This window comes from Paenibacillus sp. HW567, from assembly GCF_000374185.1.
Taxonomy (GTDB): domain Bacteria; phylum Bacillota; class Bacilli; order Paenibacillales; family Paenibacillaceae; genus Paenibacillus_AQ.
Genome location: NZ_KB910518.1, coordinates 5,964,507 through 5,987,927 on the forward strand (window position 1 = coordinate 5,964,507; position 23,421 = coordinate 5,987,927).

Here is a 23,421-nt window from a genome sequence, read left to right on the forward strand (position 1 = left end):
TTCACATCCTGTCACTGAATTTAAACGTTTAAATTATTGGCAAAATAAACGATGTGAAACATCACTCCTGCTGCTGTTCCACATCGCTGTGCAATTCGCTCACCGAATCGCGCTCAATCAAGCGGCATTCCGGCATAACGAGCGTCTGCACCTTGTTCCCGTTAATTAAATCGTAGAGCGTTTCAATGGCCTGATATCCCATCTCATGCAGCGGCAATCCCATCGTTGTGATACGCGGGCGCAGGTAATCGCTGAATTCCCGGTTATCGAAGCCGATTACCGACAGATCCCCCGGGATGCTGACACCACGCTCATCCGCCGCCTGCAATACGCCGACAACCATCACATCATTCATCGACAGAATGGCCGTTGGAGGCTCCGGCAGCGCAAGCAGCTCGCCTGTCAGGCGATACCCCGATTCCCGCTCCCAATCCCCCATCTTGATCAGCATAGGATCAAAAGGCAGCTCGAAATCGGTAACCGCTCTGTAGTAGCCCTTCAGCCGCTGTCTGGACGGAATGGAATCCATCAGACCGCTGATAATCCCGATTCGGCTGTGCCCTTTACGGACCAGGTACGACATCGCTTCATAGGAAGCCTGCTCATCATTATATTGGATGGATATATCATCCTGTGTATAACCGTAGGTATATACAATAGGTTTGCCTTCGGCATCAATCAGGCCTGTCAAATCACGGGTATGTACACCGATATAAATGATTCCATCCACTTGTTTGCTGAGCAATTCGGACACGGCGTTGACGGCATACTTGCGGTAAGCCTCCGTATCGCTGAAATTGCGGCCAATCCGCTTATCCAGACGAAGGTTGACGAGCAGGATATGCTGGTCATTCCGGTCCCCGAAGTCATTGATGCCGTCGATAATTTCAGGTGCATTGAACACGGTCACATCTTCTGCGATTACGCCGATCGTATTCGTGCGGTTGCGCTTGAGGCTCTTGGCAATCTCATTCGGTTTGTAGTTCAGCTCTTCTATGGCCTCTGTCACCCGCTTGTGCGTTTCGGGACGGACATTACGGGTGCCGTTAAGCACATAGGAGACGGTAGCAATGGAAACATTGGCCTTGAGAGCTATGTCTTTAATGCTGGTTTTCCTCATGGAATTCTCCTGTCTAAGCATCGGAACCATAGTCCATTAGCCATTTAAACGTTTAGATTTGTAAGTGACACCTAAAACTTACCACATAAAATACAATTCTGCAAGCTCTTACATCGCTATATTGCTATTTTCTCAGAAAAAAACCGCCTATCCACAGACAATGTAGATCAGCCTTTAAGAGTACAGGGAGCAACGCCGCCAATCCCGCTGAAAAGGATGATTTTCAGGATTCAAGGACATTCCTCCCTATGTCTGACAGTTCTCTCTGTCCGGTTCACTCTTACGTTATTTCCGGCGCGGCTTCATCATCCGGTTATACATCACAAGCGCGGCAATAATCATCCCGATCATGGCGACGCTGCTTGCTGAATCAGGCGACATGCCAAACATAAGGCATACACTGTTCACTAATGTTCTTGTAACGATCGCGACCAAAATCAACATTAATGGACGCCAAATATTATATCTCATCTCTGCAACACTCCCGGCCTATTTATCAATACAACCAAAGCTCTCACATGCAACCAGCTATCAGTTGCTATTATAGCACAAGTAGGAATGCGCATACATTTCCGCAGCTCCAATCCCATTTTGACAAGAACACACGTTCGGTATATACTTCTCCTTATGAGGAGGAGTTGACCGTGGATGTTATGGAGAAACTTGAAATTTTGACCGCTTCGGCCAAATATGATGTAGCTTGTACCTCAAGCGGTTCCAGCCGCAAGAGCCAGCCGGGAGGCATGGGCAATGCGGTCAGTATGGGCATCTGCCACAGCTTCGCGGCGGATGGCCGCTGCATCTCGCTGCTGAAGGTGCTCATGACTAACGGCTGCATCTATGATTGCGCCTACTGCATCAACCGCAAATCGAACCCCACCCGCCGGGCCGCATTTACGCCGGAGGAGATCGCGGACCTGACCATGCAATTCTACCGCCGCAATTACATAGAAGGCCTGTTTCTCAGTTCCGGGATTATGCGCAACCCCGATTATACGACCGAGCAGTTGATTGCCGCCCTGGAGCTACTGCGCAATGTTCATCACTTCGGAGGTTATATCCATGTAAAAGCCATTCCCGGAGCAGACGATGCTCTGCTGTCCAGGCTCGGCCTGCTCGCTGACCGCATGAGCGTCAACATCGAGCTGCCCTCCAGAGAAAGTCTTGGCCTGCTGGCTCCCGATAAGAGCAAGGATTCCATCCTGAAGCCGATGGCCCTGATCAAGAACAAGATCACCGAGAATTCCTCCGATCTGGTCAAATACAACCACGCTCCCCGTTTCGCCCCTGCCGGACAGAGCACGCAGATGATCGTGGGCGCGACGCCCGACACCGACTACCAGATTATGAACCTCACGGAGGGCTTATACCGCAAGTACGGCTTGAAGCGTATTTTCTTCTCTGCCTATACCCCCGTGGTAGAGCATTCGCTGCTGCCTTCCCTGGATACCAAACCGCCGCTGCTGCGGGAGCACCGGCTGTATCAGGCCGACTGGCTGCTGCGCTTCTACGGCTTCCGGGCCAGCGAACTGCTGGATGAAGCGGCTCCCAACTTCAATCCGCTGCTTGATCCGAAATGTAGCTGGGCCATTAACCACCGGGAGCAGTTTCCGGTTGAGATCAACCAAGCGCCGTATGAAATGCTGCTGCGGGTACCGGGCATCGGCGTAAGAAGCGCCCAGCGGATCGTGAAGGCGCGCCGTGCCGGAGCGCTGGATTTTCACGCTTTGAAGAAGCTCGGCGTCGTGCTCAAGCGCGCCCAATTCTTTATCACCTGCAAGGGCAAGACACTCGAAGGCCTCAAAGTAGGCGAGCATACCCTGCTTCGCTCACTCATGTCCGGGCATGAGCTTGCGCAGTTTCAGCAGCCGCAGTACGAGCAGCTCTCCCTGTTCGACGATGCCTATCTGGCCGCTCTGCCGGCGCCGGAAGCAGCCTCCTTAATGAACGGAGGGCGGGCCTGATGTTTGCAGCATCCCCACTGGCATATACCTATGACGGCAGCTTCGAAGGATTGCTGTGCTGCGTATTCGAGAGCTATGTATGGAAGGAGATCCCTCTGGCTATTCATTCTGACGGGGATGGGCAAGCGCTGCTGCTGGAATCGAAATGGATTGATACTGACATCACCAAGGCAGACCGGGTGCTGCGCTCCATCCCGCTGCGTATCTCTCCTGAAGCTGAAGATCTGGTCCGTCTGGGATTCTTGACATGTGTGCCGGATAAGGAGCTGCTGCTGCTGAACTTCTTGTATCTCGGCTTCACGCACGGCCGCAAGGTGATGAACATGCTTGCCAATGATACAGTTGACGCCTTGCTCAAGGCCGTTCAGCAGCTTCAGCGGGAAGCCCATCTATATCTGGGGTTTGTCCGGTTCTCCGTTTACGGTCCGGTCATGGCGGCGGTTATCGAACCCCGCAGCTCCGTGCTACCCGTTATTCAGGAGCATTTCTGTGACCGGTTCCACGGCGAAAGCTTCATGATCTACGACAAAACCCACCGGATGGCGCTGATCCACCAGCCCGGACAACAAACCATCATCCCCCTTGATGAATGGGTGCCCCCGGAGCCGGATGCTGCGGAAGAGCATTACCGCCGCCTGTGGACTGGATTCTACGACGCCATAGGGATTAAGGAGCGCCGCAACGACCGCCTGCGCTCCTCGCAGATGCCTAAGCGGTACTGGAAGCAACTGCCGGAAATGAACGGCAGCAGAACAGCCGCGGCGAACAGTAAGCCGAAGCTTGAAGAAGGTTCCCCCCGAATTGGGTAGAAGCGCAAAGTACTCCTTTTTTGAAATACATACTTATATCTTTGGCTGAACAGGGTACAAGCGCTTTTGCCTGCGCTGTTCGTCCAGCAGATGCATCATCCGCTTCTGAATGCTTAGGGTATGCTGAGTCGCCAATGCGGGGTGGGCAAGATTGCATATCTCAAGCGGATCATCCGTTAAATTGTACAATTCATACTCTTCATGCACGGGTTGTGTTTTCACAACTTCCATCCATTGTCCCGAAGTCGGGGTTGCGATTGGCTGAAAGGTAACATCCTTTACTCCGGGCTGGCTCCAGAATTGAGCATTATCGAAATAGCGGGAAAATTTCCAAATTTCCTCCCTGTTATCCCTATGCAGAGTAGAAATTACGGTTTCAATGTGGTTAGGCTGAACTACAGAAGGATAAGGCTCGCCAAGCGGATTCGTCTGGTGCTGTCCGCGGGTGACATCGTCATCGGTCATAAAATAAATCGGCTGACTCTCCATCACCGCCTGCCCATTCCCCACAATAAGAGGTGTAAGATCACGGCCAACCAAAGGACGGGCTTCACTAAATCTGCTGTTTAGGTCGCCCTGTACTTCAGAAATATCCATATTCGCCAGACCCAGCATAGTGGGCAGAAGGTCTACATGACTTGTCAGCGTATGAATATTTTTCTGTGTAGGAAATAGCTGCTTATGATGGATCAGTAAGGGGACATGAAGGAACTCTTCATAGGCACAGTACCATTTCTGATGAAGATTACCGTGCGCGCCCAGCAGATCCCCATGATCCGATGTGAAGATAACAATCGTATTCTCATAGAAAGAGGACCGGGTAAGCGCCTGAAATACCTTGAACATTTGCCGGTCCGCATTTTTTTGCAGTTGGTAGTATAGCTTACGGTAAAATGGCTGATCGGTAATGGATTGTAAAGCTCTCGGATAAATTTCTCTATAGCTCGCCTGACAACGCGGTTTCGTGGTTAGCTGTTCATTAATTGTCGGAGGAGCGTCTACCGCCGGCATCGGATCTACCTCAAATTTAAAATTAGGCAGCCGTGCTGTAAGATCGCCGTATAGCACAATATCGTGAGGATTTACAAAGGAGGCCACGATTAACCAAGGCTGGATATTATTGTTCTGGCTGTGCCTGCGGTCAAGAGCGTCAATAAGCTGGACTGTATCCGCAGCGTACACTTCATCTCTGCCGCTTAATCCGAAAGCAGCGGAAGAAGCGGAGTTGCGGGGGTTTTTGCCAACAGGATCAGGGCCTATCCAGCTATTAAAACCATAATCATTCAAGCGATTGGCGCGGGAATACAGCTCTCCCCATCTTCTGTCGGGTACACCGGTCAAGGGATTATAGCTGGGAAGACTTTTGTGGCTGCCGGGAGAGATGATATCCTCATGCGATATATGCCATTTCCCCTTATAATACGTCTGGTACCCGGCTGTGCGAAAATAATCGCCCATCGTAGGCAGCGTATTTCTATTCAGCCAGAACATATCGGAGTCGAACGCTTCCTTGGCGATTCCTTCCGTCTGGCTGACACCATGCAGCGATGGATACTGACCCGTGAACAATGTCGCCCGGCTGGGGCTGCATGCAGTGCTTCCTATATAATGTCTATGAAACTCCACGCTGTGAGACTTTAGCAATTGCTGAGTGATGAGATTTTCTTTACGCCAGGCTTGAATTTCTTTACTTTCATAAACAGGGGGATATCGTTCCTCATCCACAAGAAGGATAAGGAAATTGGGTTTCTCCATACCATTCACACGCCCTTGATCACGTTTTTACTCTAAATTATGTTACAGGGCAATTGTGTAGTCCCATTTCCGGCACAAAAGAGGTGCCCACAGTCATTTTCATGACTTTCAGGACACCTCTTCTAAGAGGAGATCTATTAAGTTAAGCGATGCAGCTTACCTTACTCTTTATTTCAAAGCCTTCCATACCCAGTTCTCAACCTCTGGCAAATCAATACCTTCCTCACGGATGTACTGATTATGCTTCTTCACCATAGCATCCATTTCATCTGCGATTGCCTTGTGCTGATCAGCTTTTGGCAAGCTCAGTACGACTTCCTTCGTCAGGTCGAAACGGTCCATCTGATTCAGTACACGCATATCAAACGGAGTGGTGATGTCGCCGTTCTCCCGGTAGCCATGCACATGCAGATTGTGATTATGGCGGTCAAAGAACAGATCTTTAATCAGACCTTCATAACCGTGGAATGCGAAGATAACCGGTTTATCTTTTGTGAAAAATTGATCAAACTCTTCGTCAGACAACCCGCGAGGGTCCAGCTTCTGGCTTCTCAGCTTCAAGAGATCAACCACGTTGATGTAACGGATCTTCAGGTTAGGCAATTTTTCATGAAGAATAGAGATGGCAGCCAAGCTCTCCATAGTAGGCTCCGTACCGGACGAAGCAATAACTACATCAGGCTCTCCACCCTTGTCGGTGCTTGCCCAGTCAATGATCTTCAGCCCTTTATCCACCAGCTCTTGCGCTTCATCCGCCGAGAACCATTGCGGACGCGGATGTTTGGACGACACAATCAGGTTGATCTTTTGACGGTCATTCAGGATTGTATCAAAAACAGCAAGCAAGGAGTTCGCATCAGCCGGCAGGTATTCACGGATAAATTCCGGCTTCTTGTCAGCCAAGTGACCCAGCAAGCCCGGATCTTGGTGAGTGTAGCCATTGTGGTCCTGCTGGAACACTGTTGATGTTGCAATGACGTTCAAGGACGGGATATCTTCACGCCAGCTCTGATCCGTTGCTTTGCGCAGCCATTTGAAGTGCTGAGTGATCATCGAATCTACCACCCGCAGGAACGCTTCATAGCTTGCAAAGAAACCATGACGGCCTGTTAATACATAACCTTCCAGGAATCCTTCCGCCTGATGCTCGGACAACTGCGAATCAATTACCCGGCCATAAGGAGCGAGGAATTCATCGTGTGGTTCCTTGATTTCATCCATCCATTGGCGTTTGGTTACTTCAAACACAGGGCCCAGGCGGTTCGACATTGTTTCATCCGGTCCAAAAATTCTGAAGTTGCGGTTGTCTTCATTGAGTGTTACAACCTCTTTCAGATATTTCCCCAGTACAGCCATATCTTGTGCAATCACTTGACCTGGAACGGAGTTATCCAGCGCATAGTTGCGGAAATTCGGCTTGTGCAGGTCTTTAATCAGTTTGCCGGCGTTGGTCACAGGATTCATGCCCATACGTTTGTCGCCTGTAGGCAGGATTTCAGCCAGATCAGCATTCAAACGGCCATTTTTATCGAACAATTCCTCAGGTCTGTAGCTGTTCAGCCATTCAAGCAATGCCGGTGCGTTCTTCATATTTTTTTGATCTACTGGAATCGGAACCTGGTGAGCACGGAACGAGCCTTCGTTCGGCACTTTATCCCATTCCTTAGGACCGGTCCAGCCTTTAGGAGTACGGAACACAAGCATCGGCCATAATGGACGGGTAGTATCATTATTTTCACGCGCATTCTTTTGGATGGCTGCAATCTTCTCGATGATAATATCCAGAGTCTTCGCCATTTCCGGATGCATGAAATCAGGTTTTTCACCTTCAACAAAGAACGGTTCCCAGCCCATGCCTGTAAAGTACGCGGTTAACTCTTCTCTCGACATACGGGACAGAATAGTCGGGTTGCTGATCTTGAAGCCGTTCAAATGCAGAATCGGCAGCACCGCACCATCTGTAACTGGATTGATGAACCGGTTGGACAGCCAGGAAGCAGCCAGCGGTCCGGTTTCAGCTTCTCCATCACCTACAACAACTGCCGAGATCAGATCCGGATAATCCAGAATTGCTCCAACGCTGTGCGACAGGGAGTAACCGAGCTCTCCACCCTCATGGATAGATCCTGGAGTTTCAGGAGCCGCATGGGATGCTACGCCGCCAGGGAATGAGAACTGCTTGAACAATTTTTTCAGACCAGGGATATCCTGAGTAATTTCCGGGTAAATCTCGGTGTAGCTTCCATCCAGATACGAGTTCGATACCATAACCTGACCGCCGTGGCCTGGTCCTTCAATATAGAACATATTCAAATCATATTTGGTAATTACACGGTTCAGATGCGCATAAATAAAGTTCTGGCCGGGAATCGTGCCCCAGTGTCCAATCGGTTTTACTTTTACATCTGCATCCTTCAAAGGCTCCCGTAACAACGGGTTATCCTTCAAATAAAGCTGCCCCACCGATATGTAGTTAGTTGCGCGCCAGTATGCGTCCAGCTTTTCTAAATACGTTTTAGACGAGTAATCCTTCTGTATGGTTGACAATCCCATTCCGTCCACTCCCTATTTTTTTTAATACATTCTGTCAGTCAATATCTTCTACAAATACATCATACCTCTGCGCGAGTGAAATTCAATCTTTTTAACAATTGATACGGTCCAATTTTGTGAAATTTTGAACATAGTATGAAAATCATTGCATATCCCCTGTAAAAAACATTTCTTTTTTATAAAAATGTAAATATATACTATTCCATTTCGAGGTTACCTGAGCATTCCCGCGCGTCATTATTCTCCGCAAAAGCAAAAAAAGACCGGGGATAAATTCCCCGGCCTCATCGTTAGCTCATCAATGCACAGAAACAAATGTATTAAATTTAAGATACTTATAGTGGAAGCGCATATGCGAGAATTCAAAAGGCGTCCCATTATCCAGAAAGAATATCCCTTCCATAATCCCCACAGGCTCATTCTCCTGCAGATGGAGCAGCTCCTGATCATTAACTCCCGAGGGCTCGGCAAAAATAGATAAAAAGGACTTGGTCACCGCCAGATTGCGCGACTCCTCCAAATAATGAAAGATCGAGCCTTCAATAATTGTCTGGTCCAGATTCTGCACAATTTTTATCGGAATGTAGCCTGTCTCAATCATGAACGGCTCATCGTCGAACAGACGCAGGCGCACAATTTTGTATACAAAATCATGGGGCTGTAAGAACAAATCCCGCTGCAGCTCTTCCGTAGGCCGGATGACCTCGAAATTCAGCACCTTGACCTTGGGCTTTTTGCCATCCATCTGGAAATTGTCAGTAACCCCCAGATTAGAACCTTCGTAGTTGAAGATGGATTCATTTTTTATGTATAACGGGTTGATGAAAGTGCCTGAACCCCGTTTTTTAAAAATAATTCCCGAGTTCTCCATTTTGGTCAACGCCCGTTTGATGGAGCTGCGGCTTACCTGGTACGTTTCACTAAGACTCCGCTCATCCGGCAATCTCATATCCGCAAACTGCCCCGCGAAAATCTTCATTTTGAGGTCATCAATAATTTGCTTATAGACAAACTGTGTCATGGGGTACTCCTTTATCAGATCGGCCATTGAGTTTCAACTTTAAATATATCATATTCGTGGGAGGGATAACACAGAGGATTGTCCGCTGCCGCTTAATAAATATAAAGCTGAATGATCTGAGCCTTCCGTCTACTTTCCGAGAGGCAGTTCACTATAAATCTGGCTTCGTCACTCTTAATCATCAACCATAACTTCAATCATCATCGCCGTCCCGTTCTTAAACCCACACACAAACGCAGCCGTCATCTCCATTCCCTGGGCCTGAGAATACAGTTCTAATAAAAGCTCCAGCTCCTCGAACTCGCCTTCGGACAGTTTCTGTTTCCAAGTTTCTAGGGACTCGAGGATTACGCTTAGGTGTAATAGAAGAAGAATGGGGAAAATAAAGAAAGAGAAATTAGATGAATACCTGTAATTTGAAGAACAAAAAAAGACACCCGTTAAGATGTCTTCACTATCTTTCATATGAAACCGAGAAACCGATTTACTCCACCTGCATATAATACAGGTTCGTAGAACTATCTTTGGTAATGGTGTGTGCGCCCGCCGCAAGAGGTAGAGTGAACACGCCATTCGTTGCGGAATAGCTTGTTCCATCCACTTTGATTTTGATTCCGTCTGCGGTGTTAAGCACTAATGTTAAGGTTGAAGCTGTAGTAGTTGTGAATTCGATGCTGGTTGAACTCTCGATCTTTAGACTTTGAGTTAGGGTTAGACCCTGATATACGACTGTCCCCTTAGTTGCTGAGAGATTGCCTTGAATATTGAAGAAGTCGCTTGCTGTTCCGTCTGCGGTAAAATTATGGACATATTTCACTGTGGTCGGTACCGGATCTAACTGCATGTAATAAAGATTGGTAGAGCTATCTTTGGCAATGGTATGTGCACCCGCCTCAATAGATACGCTGACAATGCCATCTGTCATGGTGTAACTTGTTCCATCCACCTTGATTTTGGTTCCGTCTGCCGTATTAAGCACTAATGTTAAGGTTGAAGCAGTAGTAGTGGTAAACTCAATGCTGGTTGAATTCTCGATTTTTAAGCTTTGAGTTAGCGTCAAACCATTATATTTCACAGTTCCTTTAGTTGTTGAAAGGTTCCCGTGAATATTGAAGAAGTCGCTTGTTATACCATCTGTAGTAAAGTTATGAACATATGCTCCAGTTGTCGGCACCGGAGTTGCTGTTGGTGCTGGCGTTGCCGCCGGAGTCGGCGTCGCTGTTGGCGCTGGCGTTGCCGTTGGTGTCGGTGTTGCCGTTGGTGTCGGCGTTGCCGTTGGTGTCGGTGTTGCCGTTGGTGTCGGCGTTGCCGTTGGTGTCGGTGTTGCTGTTGGTGTCGGCGTTGCCGTTGGCGCTGGAGTTGCCGCCGGAGTCGGCGTCGGCGTCGCTGTTGGCTTCGGTGTTGCTGTTGGCTTCGGTGTTGCTGTTGGCTTCGGTGTTGCTGTTGGCTTCGGTGTTGCTGTTGGCGCTGGAGTTGCTGTTGGCGTAGGCTCTGTTGGGTTGGAGTTGCCTCCTACAGATACAAGCCCCGTTGTATAGCTTCTTATTTTGGACATCAGCGCTGTATTAATTACATACGATGTATCGTCCACTGAATTATTAAATTTCCATGTAAAATCTCCGCCAGCCAGACGTCCGGCCTCTGTCGTAACAATCTGTTGGACAGCGTCTACGCTATCAATATCAGCTACGTTAACTCCTGTATCAACGCTCGTATCGAAGTTGTTATAAGTAGTGCCGCCTTTTAGTGTTTGGTATGAGCTTGGAACGGTCTCATTTCTCGACGCTGCTAAGTATGCATCAAATGAGGTTGCTTTTGCCGGAGCCGTTCCAGCATTGGAATTTGCATAAATCAGACTCGAAGCATCGACAACACTGTTGTTGTATGCTTTGATCATACCTCCGTTTTCCCCTGAGAATGTACCTTCTCCCAGAGCGTCAGTACCTTGCAGCGAGCTCATCATCGGATATTTCGCATGTCTGAACACATTGGATTCTACAAAAGCTGAACTTCCTGTGGTAACACCGACACCATATTTTGAGACGCCATCATAGAAATTATTATAGACATGAACAGAGGCCACTCTGATCCGCGGATGGCGGGAATCCGAATGATCGAACCAGTTATGGTGGAAGGTAGCAAAGAATTCAGCCGACTCGCTCAGGCCAACTAAAGCTGCTTTTCCAGAATCCCAGTAATGGTTGTACGAGATTGTAATATAACTTGACCCCTTTTTGAGGTCTGTGGAACCATCGCCTTTGACCTGGTCCGCATCGCTTCCGGCAGATCCGTAGAAAATATCATTATTATGCACCCAAACATTCACATTGCCGGTATCCATTGAAATACCATCGTCAGGGAATAACATCACCCCCAGATTCCTTACTTCCACATTACCGGCATATCTAAGAAGCAGCCCCCAGCCATACGCATAAGCATCGTTCCCGATACCTTCAATCGTCATATTCATTTCCGCATAGTTGCCCTTACCTTTAACTTCAAGATATCCGCTGCTGCTAAGCTGTCCGCTCAGGTCGGCGGCTGTAACTTTTCCAATAATCCGAATGGCCAATGGGGTTTTATCATAGCCTTTTTGTCTCAGTGCCAAAATCTCGCCAAGCCCAACGCCTGTTTGTTTAGCACCTGAGCTGTTGATTTTCACACCAAGCGTTACAGTTTGGGCATTCTGAGAGGTTACATACAGAACCTGCGCACCCTTCTTCAGCGTTCCATCCTCATTATAAGCACCCGAACCCGTTCCATATTGCGAGTTGGCCGAAAAAGCAAATCCAGACCGGTCAAATGAAGCTACAGACAGCGTATTGGAAACCGCACTTACCGCCTCTCCATCTGACAGCAGGGCTTCAACCTTCATTACATAATCCCCCGCGGCAAGCCCCACAGCATCTGCTCTCCAAGAGGAAGCGTATTTACGGGTCAATTCATTATTAATTTGTTGATACTCAGAATCTGCTGCACTTGCCGGTTTCACATATACATTGTATCCCGTTGCATTACTTACTGGTGACCATTCCACATATGCGGCTTCGTTCCAGCCCCCACTACCCGTAATTGAAAGACCCTCAGCGTGCACTATCGTATTTCCCCATCCACCTGCTATTAAAGACAACACAAGCGAAAACATCAAAACTATACTAGATATCTTTGCAATTCTCTTCTTCATTTTTTTCCTCCACATTCTGATTTCTCTCAACTACTGATTTCTTTATAAAAAGCTGCGAAACTGCTCTATCCACCTCCTCATCTATACTTTTCGCGGCCTTATTCTTTCATCGGAAATTATTGTAATTTATTTAATATAGTGTAATAAGATCGTGATATATTTTTTATTTGGTAAAATAAAGAAAATTTTATTTCCGATTGATCTCTTCACTAATTTTCTCTATGAGACTGACCCTTGGACGCAACAAAAAAGACTGCCTTTAAGGGCAGCCTTTGCTAGATTTAACGCTATTTTTGAACCGAAAGAAGAAACTTCTCCAGTGATGCTGTGTCCGTAATGCTCTGATTACATTCATGGCTCTGCATACATATATATTGACCGGTAGAATGATAGTCACCCGGCGAGGAGTGTGCAGGCTTGTTCTTAACCACGAAATAGGCCAGCTCCTGTTGGCGGTTGCAGAATAAGCAGTACCCCTTCTTGTGGGTAGGCGTCAATCTTCCCTCAATACCGATGAACCGTCCTTCGAATGGATATACAATGAATAATCTGTTCGTGGTAATATCTACCCAGCTCAGATATGTTATATATCTAAAGTCGATGGATGATAAATCAGGGATTTTCAGCTTCTTATTCTTAGGGAAGAGTTTCTGAATCTGTTTGATTGTAATGGGCGGAAAGGAATCCAGATACGGCTCCAATTCGCTGATATATTGCTCGAACTCGTCTGCCTTCTCGTAGACTGATACCTGCTCCAGCATCTGCTGTTGCTTCTCTGTAAGAGAAGGGAAATCTTCAATAATGTTCCTCGCAGCACGATATCTTACGGTCTCCAAGACTCTGCGATCCGCAACGGTTCGGAGTGTATGCAGAACGAATTTCGTTTGCTTCTTAATAAAGTTATACTGGTGGTTTCTAATGAATGGTGTACTCATGCTTGTCAGCTCCTTATTGTTCATAAAAGATCATAAGGTGCAAAGCCCATTAATTAGAAACGATAAATTCAGCTCGGGCGATCACATATCCATCCTATCGCACCTCACGCAAAGTATCGCCCTAGATTAGGCTTTGCATGAGGACCCCCTAGCTAATGAACAATTGCGAATTGCCATCTGCATCACCCCCATATTTCCAAACAGTATATCAGAAAATCATGCAGGCGGGCAAACATCCCAAAGATTAAAAATCCTTCCTGAAAAATTGAGAGACAGCGAGAACAGGCCCAATTACATTTCCAACGTTAAAAAACGACTTTTTAGCCTTTCGGCTCATAAAAAAAGGCCCAAAACCGAAAGCCCCGGGCTGTGATCCTCAGTTCCCAAGGCCGGCCGTCAAGCACCGATTTTAAGGTTGGCTATAAAAAATTGAATTAAAATTTTATATATTCTGCAAATAAGGAAAGTATAATAATAGAGAAATGCATGAAGTCAAAACACATAGGAGGATATTATGGGCCGATTAGTTCATTTCGAAATTCATGTGGATGACATGGAACGTGCTAAGAAGTTTTATGGTGAAGTATTTGGATGGACTTTTGAGGATTGGAGCGAATATGCAGGGATGCCCTATTTCGGAGCGACTACTGGAGATGCCGGTGAACTCGGTATCAATGGAGCTTTGATGCAGCGTCAAGGTGCTTCCCCGGAGCCCGGACAAGCTTTGAATGGTTATGCTTGTACTATGGGAGTGGCGGATTACGACTCTACTGAAGCAATAATTTTGAAGCTTGGGGGCAAGCTCGCAATGCCAAAGTATGCGCTGCCTGGAATGGCATGGCAGGGCTATTACATGGATACAGAAGGAAATCTTTTCGGCATTCATCAACCGGATGAGCATGCCAAATAGAGTGCTGTAATCGCACAGACTAAAGCCCAGCACACTAGCTGGGCTTTTTGGTGTATTATTTTTCAACCAGCAAATTAACGATGATATCCAACTGTTGTTCTACTGAAATCGGATCGCTGGGGAGAAATTGATCGAAGTCAATATTGTATATTTTCCCCGCTTTCCCTGCCGGCGAATTTTGAATAAGCTTTTCGACGTTCTTCAGCTCTTCCTCTGCTCCTTTATTGACGGCCAGAAGTAATCTATCACCTATGAAATCGGGGATCACTTCCGCAGGTATTTCCCATGTTTCACCATTAATAACGTCGGTTTTTACTTTTTCGGTTGGCTTCAAACCCAGATACTTGTAAATAATGTTGCCGCCCATATTGGTATCGCCGTAAATAAATACAGAATTTGGACGCACATTCAGAATCGAGAAGGTTTCTTCAGCCCCGACAAACGGGCTAATCTTCTTCTTATATTCGGCTATTTTTGCCGCAAAAGCCTCATTCCATTGCTTCGCTTCCTCCTGCTTGCCGAGAATATCGCCAAACATTTCGATGTCCTTGACCGGGTCGTCGTACTGTTCCACAACAATTGTCGGTGCGATCTGGCTAAGTGCTTCGTATCCGCCTTCAACTACCTCTGCAAACGGCGCCGTTGTAACAATCAGGTCAGGCTCCAGTGACAGAATCTTCTCCCCATCGGGCGGAACTCCAACATCTGTAATCCCGGAAGTATCTTTTAACAACGGATTCTTCAAAATGTGGGTGGTTGTGCCCACCGGTTTTACCCCAAGTGCCATCAGTTCGCCCAAATGAAAGAGGCTGACCACACGCCGGGGTTTCACAGGAATCTCCGTTTCGCCTTTCAAATGTTTGTACATACGTGTTTCTGCAGTTGTGTTATCCTCAGCGGCCTCTGCTGAAGCAGGCTGGGTGGCCCCCGTCCCTGTATTGCTGCCAGCCTGACAGGCATTCAAGAGCAGAGCTGTGCATAATAACATCATTGCGCCGAACGCGGGTCTTGAAAATCTGAACATTGATGCGTCCCCTTTCTCTATATAATGATAATAATTATCATTATCATTATGAGAAAAAGGCATTTGGGATACAATGGACGATTTCAACAGACGTAATGGATTATTCTGAACCGTCTGCCGGTTGTCCTCACGATATTGAAGCGGGGAGCAGCCCGCATACTTCTTAAACAAGCGGCTAAAATAATAAACATCCTCATAACCGACGCTACTTGCTATTTCTTGGATTCGAGCCTCCGATTTCAGCAGTTGCTGCTTCGCTTTGTGAATACGGACATGAATCAGATATTCAATCGGACCGATTCCAATCTGGTTTTTGAACAAGCGGGACAAGTAGCTTGCGCTGCAACTGTACATCCCGGCTAATTCTTCGGCTGTAATTGAATTCCTGTAATGCTCATGAATATAGCGGATGGCTTCGGTTACCAAATTGGGCTTGCTGTTTTCCGCAGCCGATGTGCGGACTTGCCGCATCACCTCATATACAAAAGAAAGAAAGGCAGACTGCGCCTGCAGCTTGTCCAGCGGGGTGGCTTGCTGCCATAGGCGGTTCATGTTTTGACACTTTTCCTGCAGCGGCAATAGCGCATAGGGAGTGAATGCATAGGTTTTATGGAAGCTCTCCCCATCCTCCGGCGATTCACAATCGGCTTTGTACAGAATTAAATAGCAGGCAAAATCGTTTCCGAGCGGCATAAAACTTAGCTCCGCTGCCTTTCCTCCGTGCAGGATGTGAGGCGAACGCGTTCGATAGACTGTTCCCGATAGACTTACATTTGCTTCACCTCGGGTTGTAACCAAAAAGAAGCTGATATGTGCCGTATAACGCCTGGGAATAACTCCTTTCTCCGCAGAATACTGTCGAATATCCAGCAGCCTAACGGCAGTTCGGCTCCACCGCTCAATGTGGGCTTCCCAATCCATATGTTCTTCTCCCCCTCGCTGTTTCGATGAGTTCAAGCAACGTTTCACCTGATATGTATTAAAAATGACACCCCGAAAAGGTGTCTTTTACTTTATTTCATATAGAGCTAAGGCATGGGCATGCAGAGCCACATTTCGGCGGGAGCCGCTGTTAGAACTGGACACCTCCGGTAAAAGAATCACTATTATCATAGCATACTGAGTGGATCTTCAAAACCAGCGTCAGACCTCTGCCCGATTTCTGGAGCTCTTTTGTAAAGTGTAGAATCGTCACTTCCCTATAGGCTTCTGCATATGATGGAGAAAATGAATGAATCTAAAATGGAGGTCACGACAATGAGCTTGCAAATGCAGGGGCAACAAGAGCAAACACTGTTTCGAATGGACCCGAATACTAGGCAGAACTTAAATTCCATTCAAGACCATGTAACAAATATATGTAAAAGCCATGTTAATACACTTGTTCGGGTGGAGACAGCAGATGGCGATGTTTTTGAAGGATTACTTATCCACTGCGAAAGGGGAATTGTATACTTAAGACTACCAAACTCTATGACTAGTCGGGGCTTTGTTCCTGGTTTCCAAAATGATGTAATTTTGCCTCTGGTGTTGTTCAATTTACTAGCCATTTCGTTAATATAGGCCTGATCCAAGCCTAATCCTCTAATTAAGGAGTGAAATCTTATGGCATTTACACCGCCTCAAGGACCTCAAGGAATGCAGCAGCCGCCATCTTCCCCTCCTCCACAATTCACACCACCGCAACCCGCTGCTACAGCGTTCGCCATCGACCCCGGGGCCATTTCCGGTTGTTTATTCCGCAACACATATGTGTGGCTGAGAAACGGGAACGCGTTCTGGTTCTTCCCAACCTTTGTAGGGCGCACATCTGTTGCAGGTTTTAGATGGACCGGCCGGATGTGGGTGTTTACCGGAGTCGATTTAAGAAGTATCGTGTCATTTACATGTTTTTAGAGAAGAAAATGGCAGCCCGGTACCGATAAGGTGCTGGGTTGTTGTTTTCTAAAAAAAGAAAAACGAGTTTAAGGCTTTTGTTGCATACTGGAAGACAGTTCACCGGAGATTGTCTCGTAATAGCATTAACCGTATCGTCCACGCGAATCGTCAGCGTATGAGGCACTGCTTCTTATCCCTATCCAGTTCAAGCTTCCAGCCAAGCTGATCTTATCCAGCATATGCGCTATCCTCCCAGGTTCCGTGTTTTAGCTATATCGTATGATGAACACGTGTTTACTACTATATCATCACATCCTCTATATCCACCCTTAACAAATATTAGGTTTCAGATTAGTAAAAACTATATTATTATTAAATTGGGGCGGGATACTTCAGCTTTTTGTGAACGCGCGTCTATTGTCCTGCCCTCATCCACTTTCTAGGAGGAATGGTCATGCAATACGGCTACTTTGACGAGAAGAACAAGGAGTATCTCATTACGAAGCCGGACACGCCTGCCCCTTGGGCCAACTATCTCGGCTCACCGGAGTACGGCGCCATCATCTCAGGTAACGCAGGAGGGTACAGCTTTGTAAAATCCGGCGCGAACGGACGGCATATCCGCTATCATTTCAATTCCAAAGATGAGCCGGGGCGCTATATTTATGTACGGGACCTGGAGAACGGGGATTATTGGTCAGGCTCCTGGCAGCCGGTAGGCAAGGACTTGGATCAATACCAATCCGTATGCCATCATGGAACCGGATACACGAATATCGTTGCGGAGTATGACAGTATTCGGACGGAAACCTTGTATTATGTGCCGCTGAACAAAACCTATGAGGTATGGCGCCTGAAGGTCCGCAATGATGGCAACAAGGCCCGGAAGCTGGCACTTTTCGGATTTGTCGAATTCACCAACGATAACAATTACGAACAGGATACCGTTAACCTTCAATACACTTTGTTTATTTCACGGACCTATTACAACAATAATAAGATTCTGCAAGTGATCAACGAAAACACACCCGAGGAGCAAAGCTGGAGATTTTTCGGCGCTGCCGGTGCGGAGGTAACTGCCTACGATGGCGACCGGGATACATTTCTCGGCGATTACCGCAGTTACGGCAATCCATCCTCTGTGGAAAAGGGCCACTGTGCCAATTCGCTGAACTATAACACCAATGCCTGTGGTGCCCTGCAGATCAACGTGGAGTTGCAGCCGGGAGAAGAGAAGGAAATTGTATATCTCCTCGGACAGTATGACGAGAAAGGCGCGTCCGAGATTCTTAGCCATTATAAAGATTTGTCGGTTGTGGACAAGGAGCTTGAAGAGCTGAAGACATTCTGGCACAGCAAGCTTAACCGTTTTCAGGTTCAGACGCCAAGCGAAAATCTCAACAACATGATTAACACCTGGAACGCATACCAATGCTTCATTACCTTCATCTGGTCCCGTGCTGCCTCCTTCCAATACTGCGGCCTGCGCAATGGACTAGGCTATCGGGATACTGTGCAGGATATTCAAGGCATCATTCATCTTGATCATGAGATGGCACTCGAGCGTCTGCGGCTGATGATCTCGGCCCAGGTCTCCAACGGCGGCGGTCTGCCGCTCGTGAAATTCAACCATAACCCCGGACACGAGGGTACGCCTGACGATCCGGAATACGTGCGTGAGACCGGTCACCCTCATTATCGTGCCGACGATGCCTTATGGCTATTCCCGACCGTCATCAAGTACTTGAATGAAAGCGGTAACTGGGACTTCATGGATGAAGTGATTCCTTATTCAGATCAAGGCGAAGCCACGGTTTACGGGCATCTGCGCCAAGCTCTTCAATTCAGCCTGGACCATATGGGTGCCCACGGTATGCCTGTCGGTCTTCATGCTGACTGGAACGATTGTCTGCGCCTTGGAGCTAAGGGAGAGTCGCTATTCGTTGCCTTCCAACTGTACATGGCCTTTAATATATTCATTGACATTGCCCAGAACAAGAACAAGCCTGAGGAGGTAGAGTGGGCGCAAGGTCTTCTTGATGAGCTGGACGGAAATATTCAGAAGCATGCTTGGAAGAATGATCAATTTGTCCGCGGCTTTACAGAAGATAACTATACAATCGGCTCCTGGGAGAACGATGAGGCAAAAATCTGGCTAAATCCGCAAAGCTGGTCCGTACTAAGCGGTGCCGCCCGCCCCGATCAAGCGAAGCTCGCCATGGACAAAGTATACGGGAATCTGCGGACGGATTACGGCACCATGTTATTTTACCCGCCGTTCCGGAAGTACGGTTTACCTGTAGCGCTAATGGCCTTGTTCAATGCCTCTACCAAAGAGAACGCCGGCATCTTCAGCCAGCCGCAGGGATGGCTCATCCTGGCGGAAACTGTGATCGGCAACGGTAACCGCGCGTTTGAATACTTCCTGAACTGCAGCCCGGCCAGCATGAACGATAAGGCAGAAATCCGCAAGCTTGAGCCTTACGTGCACGGCCAGTTCGTCGAGTCCAAGGACAGCCCGTATCAAGGCCGTGCGCATGTCCACTGGCTCACCGGCACTGCCTCGACGGTGATGGTCTCCTTGGTGGAAGGCATCATGGGAGTTCAGCCGCAAAAGGATGGACTTCGCATCAACCCGTGCGTGCCTTCTGACTGGAAGGAGTTCTCCATGACACGCGAATTCCGGGGCAAGAAGCTGAATATCCAGGTGGATAATAAGCACGGCGTAGAAAAAGGAGTCTCCCATATCATCATTAACGGCGAAGAAATTCAAGGCAATCTGATCCCTGTTGGCCTAATGGGAGAAGAGAATGATGTGCGGGTTATTATGGGGTAAGTATCAAAGGCAGAAAACAGAGATTCTGAATCTCATATGAATACAATCTTCTTGATAAACGACCACAGAAAAGAGCACTCTTTCTTAGGGTGCTCTTTTCTGTGGTCGCCTGTTTTAGCAAAGACTCTCCATGTCCCTTGCTCTGGCTTAATAAGCCTAATCTGGAGCAGCTTATTGCAAGTACAATTCCAAAGTTCCCCTAGCCCATGTAGGAATCTCATCCCGGCAAAAGTTAATCTGTGAACGTTTGATCTCTGCCACAACCTCAGGTTCACTGGTTTTGTCGATAATGGTAACTTCATCTGAAATCTCCAAAGCAGGCTTTTGGTTACTTAAAGATTGACCATATCTGTAGCGGATATCTTCTTCGGCAATCCAGTGTCTTCCCTGTTCTTTAGCTGTCTTCATATGACGCAAAACAAAAATTCCCGAAAGAGTAGTTTCTATTGCGAAGTTTTTTCAATCTGGTCAGAATCAATAATGATTCCGACATAATCCCTCATCTGAAAGCTGATTGTGCTTTTCCCGGCTCCATTAGTGCCAGCAAAAACCGTTATTACAGATTCAGGTTCAGTCATGACTTATAAGCTCAGTGCGATTTCCGGCTAGATCGTAAGCAATCTCCAATTTTTTCCCAGTAGCATCTTCACGTATCCGCATGCTGATTGGCCTTTTTTAATAACCGTTGCAATTCTTCCCTTTGGGGCAGCATTAGGATAGCACCTCGCTTGAATTTCGAATTTTATTTATAATATTATAGCAAAATCCTTTCGGTCAACTAATTAACCTGGCTACAGCTAGAGCCTAACCTAATTTTGTCAACCTGCAGTCCAATTATTACAGAGTATAATAGAAATAAAACTACGAGGGCTTATAAATGGACAATATGGAGGACAAATATAATGCGGCTCTGGCGCAGATTGAGGAACTTAAGCTGGAAGTCACCCGGTTGAGAAGTCTACTGGGGCTTTTGGATGACGACAATACAATAAGTACTAATGAACAAATAACGCCTTGTTCCACCTCAACGGCAAAAGAAAGCAAAGAGACAACTGTTGGAGAAACTATTGTTCATCAGTACTCTACCGTTGAGGACAAGCTCACTCTATATAAAAGCTATTTTCGCGGCAGAGAAGATGTATACCCGGTACGCTGGACCAACAAGCAAGGCAAGTCCGGATATTCGCCCGCCTGCGCCAATGAGTGGACTTCCGTTTGTGAGAAACCCCGCGTGAAATGTTCGGTTTGCAAACACCAGAGCTTCATGCCTCTTACAAGCGAAGTGCTGTCAGCCCATTTAGATGCACGGCAAGACCGAACGATTGGTATCTATCCAATGCTGCCGGATGAGACCTGCTGGTTTTTGGCCATGGATTTTGACAAACATGATTGGAAGCAGGATGTTACTGCCGTGATGGAGCTATGTAGAAGCCATGAAATCCCCGCTCTTTTAGAGCGCTCGCGTTCCGGAAATGGGGGCCATATCTGGATTTTCTTCAGTCAAAATATCGAGGCAGCTACAGCCAGAAGGTTTGGAATGACTTTGCTGAGTTTGACCATGAACAAAAGATATCAGATCGGCATGGAATCCTATGACCGTCTGTTCCCCAATCAGGATACACTGCCCAAAGGCGGATTTGGTAACCTCATTGCTCTCCCCCTTCAAGGTGGGCCGCGTAAACAGGGAAACAGTATCTTTGTTGATGACCACTTTGAGCCCTATGCTGACCAATGGGATATATTATCCCAACTTAGCAAGATGGACGAGAACCTGGTGAAGCAATTTATATACAAGCACGGGGAACGTGGGCTTTTTAACAATGACCGTATTACAGCGGGAACAGACCGCGACGCAGATGGATTGAACTTGTTAAAAGAGAACCCGTCTCAGATAGAAGAGGTTATGATGGAACGTTTGCCTGCTGAAATACAAATTCTGCAATCGGATCGTCTTTATATCCCTAAAACTGGACTTCCCTCAGGTGCAATTCATGCTCTAATCAAAATAGCTTCCTTCTCCAACCCTGATTTTTATAAAGCACAAGCGATGCGGCTCTCTACCTACGGTAAACCCCGGGTTATCTCATGCGCAGAGGACCAGGAAGATTACGTGGTTCTTCCGAGGGGATGCTTGCAGGAGTTATTATCTTTTTTCGAGCTTAATCAGGTCACAATATCGCTTGACGATCAACGCACGCCTGGAATTCCCATAGAGGCAGAGTTCACCGGTACGCTGACCACTCTTCAGGATACAGCAGCAAGAGCGATTCTAAGCCGGGACATAGGCGTTCTCTCAGCAGCAACCGCATTCGGTAAAACTGTCGTAGCAGCCAGCATCATCGCTTCAAGAAAGACAACCACTCTTATCTTGGTGCATCGCCGGGAACTTATGGAACAATGGCAGGAACGTTTGCAAACCTTTCTCGAAATTCCTAAACAATCTATCGGTATGATCGGCGGCGGCAAAAATAAACGAACCGGAATTATCGACATTGCTGTCATTCAGAGCCTCAACTATAAAGGGAATGTTAAACCTTTCGTTAGTGAATACGGTCAGGTCATTGTGGATGAGTGCCACCACATATCAGCCTACAGTTTCGAACAGGTTCTGCGGGAAGTCAAAGCAAAGTATGTAGTAGGTTTAACTGCAACACTTAAACGGCAAGACGGACAAGAAGCAATCGTACGGTTCCAGCTTGGGCCATTACTTATGAAGATAGATGCTAAAACCTTAAGCAGTTCCAGAGGATTTTTATTAAGAGTTGTCCCCAGATATACTACATTTCGGATCAAGTCAGGTGAAGCAGTTTCAGGTATTCAGGACATTTACCAGCAACTTGTAGACAACGAGGAGCGCAACACTCTTATTTTTGACGATTTGCTTACCTGCTTAGATGAAGGCCGCTCTCCACTGCTGCTGGTTGAACGGACCGCTCATGCTGAATATTTTGCAGAGAGATTACATGCCTTTGCCAAGAACGTAATTATGCTGAGAGGCGGAATGGGGAAAAAGCAAAGAGAAGCTCTACGCGCCCAAATTGCTTCTATTCCAGAAGATCAGGAGCGTGTAGTTATTGCTACGGGTAAGCTAATCGGTGAAGGCTTCGATGATGCCAGACTAGACACCTTGTTCCTGGTCCATCCCATCTCCTGGACAGGCACCTTGCAGCAATATGCAGGCCGCTTGCATCGAAGTCATGTGAATAAAGAAGAAGTGAAGATATATGATTATGTTGACCTTCAGGTTCCAGTGTTGATGGCGATGTTCAAGAAAAGAGTGAAGGGATATCGGAAGATGGGATACAAGGGGGCCGAATTGTAGGAAAGTGCGTAATAATAGAATAGGCGTTTGAATCTGAAGGGAGTCGAACTACTGTGAGAAGATAACGGCATATAAGCTTCTACAAGTGTAGTTACAGTTTGGATGTACAC

Annotated in this window: 16 protein-coding genes; 6 read left to right on the top strand and 10 right to left on the bottom strand. The window is 47.2% G+C overall.

What is annotated here, in order from left to right:
- Positions 1–61: 61 nt before the first annotated feature.
- Both B212_RS0126465 and B212_RS0126470 read right to left on the bottom strand, forming a co-directional pair.
- A complete protein-coding gene (locus B212_RS0126465) occupies positions 62–1,120 on the bottom strand; it encodes a LacI family DNA-binding transcriptional regulator (protein ID WP_019914290.1) in 1,059 nt (352 codons plus the stop codon).
- A 285-nt stretch (positions 1,121–1,405) separates the two neighbouring features.
- Positions 1,406–1,591: a hypothetical protein gene (locus B212_RS0126470; RefSeq protein WP_019914291.1), complete on the bottom strand. Its 186-nt coding sequence runs from the start codon at positions 1,589–1,591 to the stop codon at positions 1,406–1,408.
- 182 nt (positions 1,592–1,773) lie between these two features.
- Here B212_RS0126470 and B212_RS32530 point away from each other — a divergent pair, with 182 nt between their 5' ends.
- Together B212_RS32530 and B212_RS0126480 are read left to right on the top strand one after the other, a co-directional pair.
- Positions 1,774–3,084, top strand: a complete 1,311-nt coding sequence (locus tag B212_RS32530) for a putative DNA modification/repair radical SAM protein (RefSeq protein ID WP_232231589.1) — start codon at positions 1,774–1,776, stop codon at positions 3,082–3,084.
- Positions 3,084–3,893 carry a TIGR03915 family putative DNA repair protein gene (locus tag B212_RS0126480; protein ID WP_019914293.1) on the top strand — a complete coding sequence of 270 codons (810 nt, stop codon included), beginning with the start codon at positions 3,084–3,086 and terminating at the stop codon, positions 3,891–3,893. Before B212_RS32530 ends, B212_RS0126480 begins: the two co-directional genes overlap by 1 nt.
- A 33-nt stretch (positions 3,894–3,926) precedes the next feature.
- Here the strand turns inward: B212_RS0126480 and B212_RS0126485 are convergent, their stop codons facing one another.
- The 6 genes from B212_RS0126485 to B212_RS0126515 form a co-directional block, all read right to left on the bottom strand.
- A complete protein-coding gene (locus B212_RS0126485; protein ID WP_028531053.1) occupies positions 3,927–5,648 on the bottom strand; it encodes a sulfatase-like hydrolase/transferase in 1,722 nt (573 codons plus the stop codon).
- Positions 5,649–5,816: 168 nt separating this feature from the next.
- Positions 5,817–8,201: a phosphoketolase family protein gene (locus tag B212_RS0126490; protein WP_019914295.1), complete on the bottom strand. Its 2,385-nt coding sequence runs from the start codon at positions 8,199–8,201 to the stop codon at positions 5,817–5,819.
- A 298-nt stretch (positions 8,202–8,499) separates the two neighbouring features.
- Positions 8,500–9,222, bottom strand: a complete 723-nt coding sequence (locus tag B212_RS0126495; RefSeq protein ID WP_019914297.1) for a GntR family transcriptional regulator — start codon at positions 9,220–9,222, stop codon at positions 8,500–8,502.
- Positions 9,223–9,396: 174 nt separating this feature from the next.
- Entirely contained in the window at positions 9,397–9,819 is a 423-nt protein-coding gene (locus tag B212_RS35850; protein ID WP_332258112.1) for a DUF6809 family protein, read from the bottom strand.
- On the bottom strand, positions 9,707–12,406 hold the full coding sequence (locus B212_RS33480) for a pectate lyase family protein (protein WP_232231508.1): 2,700 nt from the start codon (positions 12,404–12,406) through the stop codon (positions 9,707–9,709). Before B212_RS33480 ends, B212_RS35850 begins: the two co-directional genes overlap by 113 nt.
- A gap of 287 nt (positions 12,407–12,693) precedes the next feature.
- The gene (locus B212_RS0126515) at positions 12,694–13,341 is read right to left on the bottom strand and encodes a FusB/FusC family EF-G-binding protein (RefSeq protein ID WP_019914301.1); all 648 of its coding nucleotides are present in this window, start codon (positions 13,339–13,341) and stop codon (positions 12,694–12,696) included.
- Between the two features lie 514 nt (positions 13,342–13,855).
- Here B212_RS0126515 and B212_RS0126520 point away from each other — a divergent pair.
- The gene (locus B212_RS0126520; RefSeq protein WP_019914302.1) at positions 13,856–14,251 is read left to right on the top strand and encodes a VOC family protein; all 396 of its coding nucleotides are present in this window, start codon (positions 13,856–13,858) and stop codon (positions 14,249–14,251) included.
- A gap of 55 nt (positions 14,252–14,306) precedes the next feature.
- On the opposite strand, the gene B212_RS0126525 is transcribed toward B212_RS0126520, so the two are convergent.
- Complete coding sequence (locus B212_RS0126525) at positions 14,307–16,196, bottom strand: helix-turn-helix domain-containing protein (protein ID WP_019914303.1); 1,890 nt, start codon at positions 16,194–16,196, stop codon at positions 14,307–14,309.
- A 336-nt stretch (positions 16,197–16,532) separates the two neighbouring features.
- On the opposite strand from B212_RS0126525, the gene B212_RS0126530 reads away from it, so the two are divergent.
- A complete protein-coding gene (locus tag B212_RS0126530) occupies positions 16,533–16,838 on the top strand; it encodes a hypothetical protein (RefSeq protein WP_019914304.1) in 306 nt (101 codons plus the stop codon).
- A 769-nt stretch (positions 16,839–17,607) separates the two neighbouring features.
- Positions 17,608–19,989 (top strand): GH36-type glycosyl hydrolase domain-containing protein, encoded by a 2,382-nt coding sequence (locus B212_RS0126535; protein WP_019914305.1) that lies wholly within the window; start codon positions 17,608–17,610, stop codon positions 19,987–19,989.
- A 171-nt stretch (positions 19,990–20,160) separates the two neighbouring features.
- Here B212_RS0126535 and B212_RS35570 read toward each other — a convergent pair whose 3' ends face one another.
- A complete protein-coding gene (locus B212_RS35570) occupies positions 20,161–20,406 on the bottom strand; it encodes a hypothetical protein (RefSeq protein WP_232231509.1) in 246 nt (81 codons plus the stop codon).
- A gap of 460 nt (positions 20,407–20,866) precedes the next feature.
- On the opposite strand from B212_RS35570, the gene B212_RS0126550 reads away from it, so the two are divergent.
- Positions 20,867–23,311, top strand: a complete 2,445-nt coding sequence (locus tag B212_RS0126550; protein WP_019914308.1) for a TOTE conflict system archaeo-eukaryotic primase domain-containing protein — start codon at positions 20,867–20,869, stop codon at positions 23,309–23,311.
- Positions 23,312–23,421 lie beyond the last annotated feature (110 nt).

Excerpts from the sequence above, each read along its gene's own strand:
- B212_RS0126490 (WP_019914295.1), bottom strand. The coding sequence starts at position 8,201 with ATGGGATTGTCAACCATACAGAAGGATTACTCGTCTAAAACGTATTTA.
- B212_RS35850 (WP_332258112.1), bottom strand. The coding sequence starts at position 9,819 with ATGGAACAAGCTATTCCGCAACGAATGGCGTGTTCACTCTACCTCTTG.
- B212_RS0126530 (WP_019914304.1), top strand. The coding sequence starts at position 16,533 with ATGAGCTTGCAAATGCAGGGGCAACAAGAGCAAACACTGTTTCGAATG.
- B212_RS0126550 (WP_019914308.1), top strand. The coding sequence starts at position 20,867 with ATGGACAATATGGAGGACAAATATAATGCGGCTCTGGCGCAGATTGAG.
- B212_RS0126485 (WP_028531053.1), bottom strand. The coding sequence starts at position 5,648 with ATGGAGAAACCCAATTTCCTTATCCTTCTTGTGGATGAGGAACGATAT.
- B212_RS0126520 (WP_019914302.1), top strand. The coding sequence starts at position 13,856 with ATGGGCCGATTAGTTCATTTCGAAATTCATGTGGATGACATGGAACGT.
- B212_RS0126535 (WP_019914305.1), top strand. The coding sequence starts at position 17,608 with ATGCAATACGGCTACTTTGACGAGAAGAACAAGGAGTATCTCATTACG.
- B212_RS0126480 (WP_019914293.1), top strand. The coding sequence starts at position 3,084 with ATGTTTGCAGCATCCCCACTGGCATATACCTATGACGGCAGCTTCGAA.
- B212_RS0126495 (WP_019914297.1), bottom strand. The coding sequence starts at position 9,222 with ATGACACAGTTTGTCTATAAGCAAATTATTGATGACCTCAAAATGAAG.
- B212_RS33480 (WP_232231508.1), bottom strand. The coding sequence starts at position 12,406 with ATGAAGAAGAGAATTGCAAAGATATCTAGTATAGTTTTGATGTTTTCG.
- B212_RS0126465 (WP_019914290.1), bottom strand. The coding sequence starts at position 1,120 with ATGAGGAAAACCAGCATTAAAGACATAGCTCTCAAGGCCAATGTTTCC.
- B212_RS0126525 (WP_019914303.1), bottom strand. The coding sequence starts at position 16,196 with ATGGATTGGGAAGCCCACATTGAGCGGTGGAGCCGAACTGCCGTTAGG.
- B212_RS0126515 (WP_019914301.1), bottom strand. The coding sequence starts at position 13,341 with ATGAGTACACCATTCATTAGAAACCACCAGTATAACTTTATTAAGAAG.
- B212_RS0126470 (WP_019914291.1), bottom strand. The coding sequence starts at position 1,591 with ATGAGATATAATATTTGGCGTCCATTAATGTTGATTTTGGTCGCGATC.
- B212_RS32530 (WP_232231589.1), top strand. The coding sequence starts at position 1,774 with ATGGAGAAACTTGAAATTTTGACCGCTTCGGCCAAATATGATGTAGCT.